Annotated in this window: 6 protein-coding genes and 1 pseudogene; 3 read left to right on the top strand and 4 right to left on the bottom strand. The window is 62.1% G+C overall.

Going from position 1 to position 12,041, the window contains the following annotated elements:
• Positions 1-17: 17 nt before the first annotated feature.
• The 4 genes and pseudogenes from gyrA to BUA29_RS12365 form a co-directional block, all read right to left on the bottom strand.
• On the bottom strand, positions 18-2,615 hold the full coding sequence (gene gyrA, locus BUA29_RS01285; RefSeq protein ID WP_072754835.1) for a DNA gyrase subunit A: 2,598 nt from the start codon (positions 2,613-2,615) through the stop codon (positions 18-20).
• A 287-nt stretch (positions 2,616-2,902) separates the two neighbouring features.
• Complete coding sequence (gene mtnA, locus BUA29_RS01290; protein ID WP_072754836.1) at positions 2,903-4,012, bottom strand: S-methyl-5-thioribose-1-phosphate isomerase; 1,110 nt, start codon at positions 4,010-4,012, stop codon at positions 2,903-2,905.
• Positions 4,013-4,075: 63 nt separating this feature from the next.
• A complete protein-coding gene (locus tag BUA29_RS01295; protein ID WP_084602290.1) occupies positions 4,076-4,831 on the bottom strand; it encodes a DUF3011 domain-containing protein in 756 nt (251 codons plus the stop codon).
• Between the two features lie 20 nt (positions 4,832-4,851).
• A pseudogene (locus BUA29_RS12365) lies at positions 4,852-5,022 on the bottom strand (amino acid--tRNA ligase-related protein); the annotation flags it as partial.
• A 147-nt stretch (positions 5,023-5,169) separates the two neighbouring features.
• On the opposite strand from BUA29_RS12365, the gene cas12b reads away from it, so the two are divergent.
• The 3 genes from cas12b to cas2 all read left to right on the top strand — a co-directional run bounded on the left by cas12b (position 5,170) and on the right by cas2 (position 11,674).
• Positions 5,170-9,567: a type V CRISPR-associated protein Cas12b gene (cas12b, locus tag BUA29_RS01305; protein WP_072754838.1), complete on the top strand. Its 4,398-nt coding sequence runs from the start codon at positions 5,170-5,172 to the stop codon at positions 9,565-9,567.
• Positions 9,568-9,648: 81 nt separating this feature from the next.
• Positions 9,649-11,364: a CRISPR-associated endonuclease Cas4/Cas1 gene (locus BUA29_RS01310; RefSeq protein WP_072754839.1), complete on the top strand. Its 1,716-nt coding sequence runs from the start codon at positions 9,649-9,651 to the stop codon at positions 11,362-11,364.
• A 16-nt stretch (positions 11,365-11,380) separates the two neighbouring features.
• A complete protein-coding gene (gene cas2, locus BUA29_RS01315; protein WP_072754840.1) occupies positions 11,381-11,674 on the top strand; it encodes a CRISPR-associated endonuclease Cas2 in 294 nt (97 codons plus the stop codon).
• Positions 11,675-12,041: the final 367 nt, after the last annotated feature.

Here is a 12,041-nt window from a genome sequence, read left to right on the forward strand (position 1 = left end):
CGACCGGCGAGCGGGCGTCAGCCAGCGGGCTGGTCAGGCGTCTGATCCGGAGAGGTTTCGGCCTCGCCTGCGCCGTCGTCCCCCTCCTCCAGAGAGGCATCGAGACGCTCGATCGCCTGCAGTTTCTCGCCTTCGGCCAGGCGCATCAGGGTGACGCCCTGGGTGTTGCGCCCGACCTGGGAGATCTCGGCGGCACGGGTGCGCACCAGGGTGCCGCCATCGGAAATCAGCAGCACATCGTGATGATCGGACAGCTGGATCGCACCGACCAGGGCCCCATTGCGCGCGTTGGTCTTCATCGCGATCACGCCTTGCGTGCCGCGCCCCTTCTTCGGGAACTCGTCCAGCACGGTGCGCTTGCCATAGCCGTTTTCGCTGGCGGTCAGGATGTCACCTTCGCCATCGACCACGATCAGGCTCACCACCCGTTCACCCTCGGCCAGCTTCATGCCACGCACGCCGGTGGCGGTGCGGCCCATGGCCCGGACGCTGGCCTCGTCGAAGCGCACCGCCTTGCCGTTGCTGGCAAACAGCATGATGTCGCGCTGCCCATCGGTCAGCGCCGCACCGACCAGGGCATCACCGTCTTCGAGGCTGATGGCGATCTTGCCGCGCGCCAGCTTGAAGGCAAACTCGGTCAGCGCGGTCTTCTTCACGGTGCCGCGGGCCGTGGCGAAGAACACATACTTGCCTTCTTCGTACTCGCGCACCGGCAGCACTGCCTGCACCTTCTCGCCCTCTTCCAGCGGGATCCAGTTGACGATCGGGCGCCCACGCGCATTGGGGCCCGCTTCGGGCAGCTGATACACCGGCAGCCAGAACACCCGGCCACGGCTGGTGAAGGTGAGCAGGGTGTCGTGGGTGTTGACCAGCCACAGCTGGTCAATGAAATCCTCGTCCTTGGTCGCGGCCGCGTTGCGGCCCTTGCCGCCGCGACGCTGGGCACGGTAGGCGCTGACCGGCTGGCGCTTGGCATAGCCCGCATGCGAGAGCGTGACCACCACATCCTCAGGGGCGATCAGATCGAGGATGTCGAGATCCTCCTCGGAGTGCCGGATCTCACTGCGGCGGGCATCGCCAAACTCGGCCTTGAGCGCACGCAGCTCTTCGCGGATCACCTCCAGCAGCACGTCGGGATGCTCGAGGATGCGGATCAGCCCGGCGATCTCGTCGAGCAGCTGGCGGTATTCCTCGGTCAGCTTTTCCTGCTCCAGCCCGGTCAGCCGGTGCAGGCGCATGTCCAGGATCTGCTGGGCCTGGGTCTCGGTGAGCTGATAGCCATCGTCACGCAGGCCGACCCCCTCCGGCAGATCGTCCGGCCGCGAGGCTTCAGCGCCAGCCGCGGCCAGCAGGCTGCCGACCAGACCCGGCTGCCAGGTGCGCGCCAGCATGCGCTCCTTGGCCACCTGCGGCGTCTCCGAGGTCTTGATCAGCTCGATCATCGCGTCGATGTTGGCCAGCGCGACGGTCAGGCCTTCCAGGATGTGGGCACGGGCACGCGCCTTGCGCAGCTCGAAGATGGTGCGGCGGGTGACCACCTCGCGGCGATGACGGATGAAGGCTTCCAGGATCTGCTTGAGGTTGAGCAGCTGCGGCCGGCCATCGACCAGCGCCACCATGTTGATGCCAAACACCGACTCCATCGGCGTCTGCGCGTAGAGGTTGTTGAGCACCACCTCGGCGGATTCGCCGCGCTTGACCTCGATGTAGATGCGCATCCCGTCCTTGTCGGACTCGTCGCGCAGCTCGCTGATCCCTTCCAGCTTCTTTTCCTTCACCAGCTCGGCGATCTTCTCGATCAGCCGCGCCTTGTTCACCTGGTAGGGGATCTCGGTGACCACGATCGCCTCGCGGCCATTGTCGGCCACCTCGATCTCGGCGCGGGCACGGATCTTGACCCGCCCCCGACCGGTGCGATACGCCAGCTGGATGCCACCCACGCCGTTAATGATCCCGGCAGTGGGGAAATCCGGGCCGGGGATGTGTTCCATCAACCCATCGATGTCGATCTGCGGATCGTCGATCAGGGCGATGGTGGCATCCACCACCTCGGCCAGGTTATGCGGCGGAATGTTGGTCGCCATCCCCACCGCGATGCCGGCCGACCCATTGACCAGCAGGTTCGGCACCCGGGTCGGCATGACCGTGGGTTCGAGTTCCTTTTCGTCGTAGTTGGGCTGGAAATCGACGGTGTCCTTGTCGATGTCGGCCAGCAGCTCATGGCTGAGCCGCGACATGCGGGCCTCGGTGTAACGCATCGCGGCTGGCGCATCGCCATCCACCGAGCCGAAGTTGCCCTGCCCGTCCACCAGCAGATAGCGCAGCGAGAACGGCTGCGCCATGCGCACCAGGGTGTCGTACACCGCTCTGTCGCCGTGCGGGTGGTACTTACCGATCACGTCACCGACGATGCGCGCCGACTTGTAATAGGGCTTGTTGCTATGCGCCCCCAGTTCGTTCATCGCATACAGGACGCGGCGGTGCACCGGCTTGAGACCGTCGCGCACGTCCGGCAGCGCACGCCCCACGATCACGCTCATGGCGTAATCGAGGTAGCTGCGCCGCATCTCGTCTTCCAGCTTGACGGGGATGATTTCCTTGGCGAGATCGGCCATCGTGCGTGGGTTTCCTGATCATGACCTGCCAACCCGCAAACAGGGTTGGCACGGTCCCCGCGGGACAACGCCCGCGGATGGGCTCAAAGGGGTTTACAAGCCTGCGATTGTAGCATCCGCACGCACTCCGCGCCGCACTGATTCACTGTGGGAATCAAGCATTTGCGCGGGTTTGCCGGGTGCAGCCGCCCCCGCCCAAGGTCAAACAAAGCCGCTGTCCTGGCGCGTCTTGCAGCAACGCAATCGCTTACGCGACCGGCACTCGGGCCGGCCATCCCGGCGTCGGATCAACTGTGCTGTGCACAACGATTCGTGTACGCGGCAAGGGCCTGCATACGCACAGCATCCGGGCGCTCGATCACCCCATGTTCGGTGACGATGGCATCGATCAACGTATGCGGGGTGACATCGAACACCGGGTTCCATGCCGACACCCCAGGGGCGACCACGCGCTGCCCGCGGAAGCTGAGCAGCTCGGCCGGGTCGCGCTGTTCGATCTCGATGGCATCACCATGCGCCGTGGCCATGTCCACCGTCGAGGATGGCGCCACCACCATGACCTTGACGCCGTGATGGCGCGCGGCGATGGCAAGCTGGTAGGTGCCAATCTTGTTGGCGGTATCGCCATTGGCACAGATGCGATCGGCGCCGACCACCAGCCACTGCACCTGGCCGGTTTTCATCAAATGCGCCGCAGCCGCGTCGGCGATCAGGGTGGCCGGGATGCCGTCCTGCTGCAGCTCCCAGACGGTCAGGCGCGCCCCCTGATTCCAGGGACGGGTCTCGGTGGCAAACACCCGGGCGATACGGCCCTGCGCCACGCCCGCACGGATCACCCCCAGCGCGGTGCCGAACCCTGCGGTGGCCAGCGAACCGGTATTGCAATGGGTCAACACGCCACTACCGGGCGCAATCAGCGCAGCACCCGCCCGCCCCATTGCCCGGTTGGCGGCGAGATCCTCGGTTTCGATCGCATGCGCCTCGCGCGCCAGCGCATCGCGCCAATCTGCCCCCGCGCTGGCCAGCACCCGACGCATGCGCGCCAAGGCCCAGGCCAGATTCACCGCCGTCGGCCGTGCTGCGTTGAGCCGTTGCAAGGCCGGCTCCAGCTGCTGCGCGGCCTCGACCGGATCATCGGTGTCGATCCCCGCAGCCGCCAGCACCACGCCCCAGGCGGCCGCGATGCCGATCGCCGGCGCCCCACGCACCACCAGAGCGGCGATCGCCTCCGCCACCTCATCGCTGGTGCGACAGACCTCGTGCACGACGGTGAACGGCAGCACCCGCTGATCCAAAAGTTCTAGCGCTTGTCCGGTCCAGCGAATCGGACGGACGTGATCGTACCGGTCGTAGTCGATGGCGGAATCGGGTGCAGGAGCGAGTGCGGGATTATTCATCCGCACATTTAACCATGCACCGCCCCCATCCCGTACCGTTCCGAGCAATGGCCTGGCTTGGGATCAGAAACTGCGGAACTCCGCCCGGCACCCCTGCGCCACCCAGACCACGCCGCGCCCATAGCCCCAGCTGCGGCCCTCGATGCAAGCCGCTTTTGACAGCTGCCGCAGCAGTTGCACGCCCCAGCGGGTTTCGGCGGCGCATTCGACATAGCGCCCGTCCGAGGATTCGCAACGGAAGACCCGACCCGACGAACCGGGACGGTCGTCATCGTCCCAGCGTCCACGACCGCGTTCGACGCTGAATTCGCCCCGACATCCCTGATCCACCCAAACCGCGCCACGATCATCGCCCCAACTACGCCCCTCGATGCAGGCGCTTTTGGACAGTTGCCGGACCAACACGGCGCGCCCACGCCCCGGCAGGGCGCAGCGGCGATAACGGCCATCCTCCGACTCGCAGCGCACCAGGCCCGTATTTCCTGGCCTGCCCCAAGGCAGCACCAGGAACTCGGCCCGACAGCCTTGTGAAACCCAAATACCGTCGGGGCTTTGCCCCCAACTGCGCCCCTCGATGCAGGCCGCCCGGGAAAGCTGGCGCTGCAGCACCGCCCGGCCCACAGGCGCCCGGCACTCCCGAGTACGGCCATCGCTGGATTCACAACGGATCACCGTCCCCGCTTGTGACGAGCCCTGGGCTGACGCTTGGGGAATGGTCAGCAGGGCAGCCAACCCGATCAGGACAACGAAGCGCATGCGCATGAATCGGCTCCGGCAACAGGATTGGCTGGACGTTACCAGCCTTTGTCGCCGGCGCATGCAAGCACCATGACGGTCATTCAGGCATGAGCAAAATCGAACGCCAGCACCTCGGCGATGCGGTCCGTGTCGAGCAGCGCCATCAGCAGGCGATCCACCCCCACGGCCACGCCCGCGCAGGCGGGCATGCCATGCGCCAGCGCCGCCAGCAGCGCCTCGTCGATCGGCACCGCCGGCAAACCACGCTGCGCGCTACGGCGACAAACAGTGATATGACCAGCATAGCCCGCCCATCGAGCAACTTCACCCTTGTCGTGCATATCTGCAGCATGTAAACAATCGACATCCCCTACCATCATCCCGGACTCCAACCACCCGCTAATGGAGGCAGAAAACCTATGTCAGAGAAAACAACCCAGCGCGCCTACACGCTCCGCCTGAACCGCGCATCTGGCGAGTGCGCCGTGTGTCAAAACAATTCTTGCGATTGTTGGCACGACGCGCTCTGGGCGACTCACAAGGCTGTTAACCGCGGAGCGAAGGCTTTCGGCGACTGGCTGCTGACGCTGCGCGGCGGGCTTTGCCACACGCTCGTGGAGATGGAGGTACCCGCGAAGGGAAATAACCCGCCACAAAGGCCGACCGATCAGGAGAGGCGCGACCGACGGGTCTTGCTGGCCCTGTCGTGGTTGAGCGTGGAAGACGAGCATGGTGCGCCGAAAGAATTTATTGTCGCCACAGGAAGAGACTCAGCCGATGACCGGGCCAAAAAAGTCGAAGAAAAACTGCGCGAGATTCTCGAAAAACGAGATTTTCAGGAGCATGAGATCGACGCCTGGCTGCAAGACTGTGGCCCGTCGCTGAAAGCGCATATCCGCGAAGATGCCGTATGGGTGAACAGGAGGGCCCTCTTCGACGCGGCGGTCGAACGCATCAAGACGTTGACGTGGGAAGAGGCCTGGGACTTTCTGGAGCCGTTTTTTGGCACTCAATACTTCGCCGGAATCGGCGACGGGAAAGACAAGGATGATGCGGAAGGACCTGCACGGCAAGGCGAGAAGGCAAAGGATCTCGTCCAAAAGGCCGGGCAGTGGCTGAGTGCCCGGTTTGGGATCGGAACAGGTGCTGACTTCATGTCGATGGCCGAAGCCTACGAGAAGATCGCGAAGTGGGCTTCCCAAGCGCAGAATGGTGATAATGGCAAGGCGACGATAGAGAAACTGGCGTGCGCCCTCCGCCCATCGGAGCCCCCGACCCTCGACACTGTGCTCAAGTGCATCAGCGGCCCTGGCCACAAGAGCGCAACGCGCGAATACCTAAAGACTCTGGATAAAAAGAGCACAGTCACACAAGAGGATCTGAATCAGCTAAGGAAGCTCGCCGATGAGGATGCCCGCAATTGCAGGAAAAAAGTTGGGAAGAAAGGAAAAAAGCCATGGGCGGATGAAGTTTTGAAAGACGTGGAGAACTCATGCGAGCTCACATACCTCCAGGATAACAGTCCGGCTCGGCACCGAGAGTTTTCCGTCATGCTGGACCACGCCGCCCGGCGTGTGTCGATGGCGCATTCCTGGATCAAGAAAGCGGAGCAGCGGCGACGCCAATTCGAAAGCGACGCGCAAAAGTTAAAGAATTTGCAGGAACGCGCGCCTAGTGCCGTCGAATGGCTTGATCGGTTCTGCGAAAGCCGCTCAATGACGACAGGGGCGAACACCGGCTCCGGCTACCGCATCCGCAAGCGGGCCATTGAAGGATGGTCTTATGTCGTCCAGGCCTGGGCGGAGGCGTCCTGCGACACCGAGGACAAACGGATCGCGGCTGCTCGGAAAGTCCAGGCCGATCCGGAAATTGAGAAGTTCGGAGATATACAGCTTTTTGAGGCCCTCGCTGCGGACGAGGCTATCTGCGTATGGCGCGATCAGGAAGGCACCCAAAACCCGTCCATCCTGATCGACTACGTGACGGGCAAAACTGCAGAACACAACCAGAAGCGATTCAAAGTTCCGGCCTATCGCCATCCTGACGAACTTCGACACCCGGTTTTCTGCGACTTCGGGAACTCCAGATGGTCGATCCAATTCGCCATCCATAAAGAGATCAGGGACCGAGACAAGGGTGCCAAGCAGGATACGAGGCAGCTTCAAAACCGCCACGGCCTGAAAATGCGCCTGTGGAACGGCAGAAGCATGACTGATGTCAACCTGCACTGGTCTTCCAAACGTCTCACCGCAGACCTGGCGCTCGACCAAAATCCCAATCCAAATCCTACCGAGGTCACGCGAGCAGATCGGTTGGGCAGGGCCGCTTCCAGTGCGTTCGACCACGTGAAAATCAAAAATGTCTTCAATGAGAAAGAGTGGAACGGGCGGCTTCAGGCACCGCGTGCCGAGCTGGATCGGATTGCCAAGCTTGAAGAACAAGGCAAGACAGAGCAGGCTGAAAAACTACGGAAGCGCCTGCGCTGGTACGTCTCGTTCTCGCCGTGCCTGAGTCCCTCCGGGCCATTCATCGTTTATGCGGGGCAACACAACATCCAGCCGAAGAGGTCCGGTCAGTACGCCCCCCATGCGCAGGCGAACAAGGGACGCGCGAGGCTCGCCCAGCTGATCCTTTCGCGCCTTCCGGATCTGCGCATTCTCTCTGTCGACCTCGGCCATCGGTTCGCCGCCGCCTGCGCGGTGTGGGAGACCCTCAGCTCCGACGCGTTCCGCAGAGAGATTCAGGGTCTCAACGTGCTGGCCGGCGGATCCGGCGAGGGCGACCTCTTCCTTCATGTCGAAATGACCGGCGACGACGGCAAACGCCGTACCGTCGTCTATCGCCGCATCGGCCCCGATCAGCTTTTGGACAATACGCCCCATCCAGCCCCGTGGGCCCGGTTGGATCGGCAGTTTCTCATCAAGCTACAGGGAGAGGACGAGGGAGTTCGCGAGGCATCGAACGAAGAACTCTGGACGGTACACAAGCTGGAGGTGGAAGTGGGGCGGACGGTTCCGCTCATCGACCGCATGGTAAGAAGTGGTTTCGGGAAGACCGAAAAGCAGAAAGAGCGATTGAAGAAGCTGCGCGAGTTGGGATGGATCTCGGCAATGCCCAACGAGCCGTCCGCTGAAACCGACGAAAAGGAAGGCGAAATCCGCTCGATCTCCCGTTCTGTCGACGAATTAATGTCTTCCGCCTTGGGCACCCTGCGGCTCGCGTTAAAACGCCACGGCAACCGTGCTCGAATCGCTTTCGCCATGACAGCCGACTACAAACCCATGCCAGGCGGCCAAAAATACTACTTTCATGAGGCAAAAGAAGCGTCAAAAAATGACGACGAAACGAAACGACGCGACAATCAAATCGAGTTTCTGCAGGACGCGCTGTCCCTGTGGCACGATCTGTTTTCATCACCGGACTGGGAAGATAACGAGGCCAAGAAGCTCTGGCAGAACCACATCGCCACTTTGCCGAACTACCAAACGCCAGAGGAAATCAGCGCAGAGTTGAAGCGCGTAGAAAGAAATAAGAAGCGCAAGGAAAACAGAGACAAGCTGCGCACAGCAGCCAAGGCGCTTGCGGAGAACGATCAGCTTCGCCAGCACCTGCACGACACCTGGAAGGAGCGCTGGGAGTCGGACGACCAGCAGTGGAAAGAGCGGCTTCGTTCGCTCAAGGACTGGATTTTCCCCCGTGGCAAGGCCGAAGATAATCCAAGCATCCGCCATGTGGGCGGGCTTTCAATCACTCGCATCAACACGATTTCGGGTCTCTATCAGATCCTCAAAGCCTTCAAGATGCGACCGGAGCCGGACGACCTACGGAAAAACATCCCACAGAAGGGCGACGATGAGCTTGAGAACTTCAACCGCCGTCTGCTAGAGGCGCGCGACCGCCTCCGCGAACAGCGGGTCAAGCAACTCGCAAGCCGAATCATTGAGGCAGCACTCGGCGTTGGGCGCATCAAGATTCCGAAGAACGGCAAACTGCCCAAACGCCCACGCACCACGGTGGATACTCCCTGCCACGCAGTGGTCATCGAATCCCTTAAGACTTATCGCCCTGACGATCTTCGCACGCGCCGAGAGAACCGACAGCTGATGCAGTGGTCCAGCGCCAAGGTGCGGAAATACCTCAAGGAAGGGTGCGAGCTTTACGGCCTCCATTTCCTCGAAGTGCCCGCAAACTACACCAGCCGTCAGTGCAGCCGCACGGGCCTTCCGGGGATTCGTTGTGACGATGTGCCGACGGGCGATTTTCTGAAAGCGCCTTGGTGGCGCAGGGCCATCAATACGGCACGGGAAAAGAATGGCGGCGACGCCAAAGATCGTTTCCTGGTTGATCTTTACGACCATCTCAACAACCTTCAGTCGAAAGGGGAAGCGCTACCAGCCACCGTGCGGGTTCCGCGACAAGGCGGTAATCTATTCATCGCCGGCGCTCAGCTGGACGATACCAATAAGGAACGGCGAGCGATCCAAGCCGACCTCAATGCTGCCGCCAACATCGGCCTCCGTGCCCTGCTCGACCCTGACTGGCGCGGCCGCTGGTGGTACGTCCCCTGCAAGGACGGCACGTCAGAGCCAGCGCTGGATCGTATCGAGGGAAGCACTGCATTCAATGACGTGCGAAGCCTTCCGACCGGTGATAACTCTTCGCGTAGAGCCCCGAGGGAGATCGAGAACCTCTGGCGGGACCCTTCGGGCGACAGCCTGGAGAGCGGCACATGGAGTCCGACCCGAGCCTACTGGGACACCGTGCAGTCGCGGGTCATCGAGCTGCTTCGGCGCCACGCTGGCCTCCCCACCAGCTGATTGCGGGCCGGTGCTGGACGAGAATGCATTACTACCCTTCGGGGTATAACGCCAATACGAAGCATAGAAGCGGAGCCAGCCATGGATGAGAGCCTCTGGCCGGCACGGAACGTCGCCGAGTATGCCTACTGCCCTCGCCTGTTCTACTACATGCAGGTCGAGGGCATCTTTTTGCCCAGCAGCGACACCGAGCAAGGCGTCGCAGTTCATCGGCGAGTGGACAAGCCCAGTGCAGCCCCGAAAAACGACGAAGCAACGGCGACAGACCCCAAACACCCCAAAGCGGTGCGAAGCTTGACTCTCACGAGCAAGACGCTCGGTCTGACCGCGACACTGGATCTCGCTGAGATCGCGGGACAAGTCGCCATTCCTGTCGAATACCGAAAGGGGCGGTCGAAGCACATCATGCCCCCGTCACCGGATGACCCAGGACAGGCTGACGCTCCGCCCGCCTCGATCAAGGAGGCATGGCCGACGGATCGTGTTCAAATCGGTCTCCAGGCCATTCTCCTCGAGGAAAATGGCTACACGGTCACCGAAGCAGTCATCTACTACGCGGAGGAGAAGCTACGTCTCAAGATTGACGTGGACGCGAACCTCAAGGCGGAAGCCCTGGCGACTTTGGAGGCGGCGAAGGAGTGCGCGAAGGGCCCGCGCCCCCTGCCGCTGGTCCACGACCCGCGTTGCGTCCGGTGTTCGCTTCAACCTATCTGCCTGCCGGACGAAATCAACCACCAACGCGCTCAGGAACCGACCGATGAACTCCGGCCCAGGAAAATCTGGCCGCCCCGCGACGAGGGGATCCACATCATCGCTCAGCAGAACGGCACGAAGATCGGGATCCAAGGGATGGCCCTCAAGGTTACGAACAGTCAAGGGGAGACGGTCAAAACAATCCCGCTGGCCAGCGTCGAAAGCCTCTCTCTCCTCGGCTCGGTGCAGATGAGCACCCAGGCGCTCCACGCCCTGGCCAACCGGGGAATCCCAATCGCCTTTTTGTCTGCGTCAGGGCGGATGATCGCGATGGTCGATCCACTCGACTCCGCCAGTGCCCAAGTTCGGCGGGCGCAGATCCGGAAACTCGATCAGCCAGAGATCTGCCTTGATTTCGCACGCGCACTCGTCGCCGCCAAGATCATGAATCAGCGAACGCTGCTCATGCGCAATCATGCCTCGCTCCCCCCAACTGTCCCCACAGACTTGGCACGAGAGGCAGAGCGGGCAGCCACCGCGGAGTCTCTTGATGCCGTCCGCGGCCACGAGGGCCAGGCCGCGGCCATTTACTTTGCTCACTTCTCCGGGATGTTCAAAGGGCCACTTGCGAGCGAGTTCAACTCGAACGGTCGGCAACGCCGTCCACCGCCCGACCCGATCAATGCTTGTCTCTCGCTTGCCTACTCAATGCTCACGCATGAATGCGTAGCGGCACTTCGGGTCGCGCGACTCGAACCATCGATCGGCGGTTTTCACACCTCCAAGCCAGGCCGACCTGCGCTCGCTCTGGACTTGATGGAGCCGTTCCGGCCTCTAATCGCCGACTCAGTGGCCATCTCAACCTTCAATCGGGGAGAGCTGACAGAGGGGCACTTCCTGCGCACAGCGGCCGGCTGTGCCCTCACGGACGCAGGCCGCAAGGCGTTCTTCAGCGCATACGGACGCAGGATGGACACGGAAGTGACGCACCCGGTCTTCAAATATCGCCTGAGTTACCGACGCATGATCGTTCTCCACGCACGCATGATCGCCGCCTGGCTCGCTGGGGAGATCCCGTCGCTTGCGTTTCTGATGACACGCTAACCATGGTGGAAGACCAATGCGCCGCTGCTACCTGGTCTGCTACGACATTCGAAATCCAAAGCGCCTGCGGCGTGTCCACAAGACCCTCAAGGGATACGGCGAGGCCGTGCAGTTTTCGGTATTCTTCTGCGTGCTGAAGGACATTGATCGTGTTCGACTACAGTCCGATCTCGAGAAGCAGATGAATCTGAACGAAGATCAGACGTTGATCCTGGATCTTGGGCCGAACGAGGAAGAGGCCCGGCAGGCGTTGACGGTGATCGGGAAGGCGCTGCCCGATCAGAACCCTGGCACCATCGTTGTTGTTTGACCTGCGCTTTCGGGCTAGTTATACTGGCCATACTCTCTACAGGAGAGTAGAAATCGCGGTACGTGTCTTCCCCTTCAATGGGCTTGGCACCGCGCGTTGACCAGATTTTTGCCAACGGGCGCATGCTCTTTAGAAATGAAGGCCTGCGAGTGCGGAGGTGGTGCAAGGGGGGGGGCGAGGGACGCTCGCACCGCCTTGGACTGCCGAAACCAGAGCAATCCAGCCCATATGGGCGTGGACTCCAAGCGGCGCAAGCATCTGAAGCTAGCGCACGCTCGCGGCGGGCACCTTAACCTCTTGTTTGGAAAGAGGTTTTGATGACGGCGGTAGCTCACGTTGGCGCAGATCTGATCAACGGACACGCCGA

The sequence above is a fragment of the Thermomonas hydrothermalis genome, assembly GCF_900129205.1.
GTDB lineage: Bacteria > Pseudomonadota > Gammaproteobacteria > Xanthomonadales > Xanthomonadaceae > Thermomonas > Thermomonas hydrothermalis.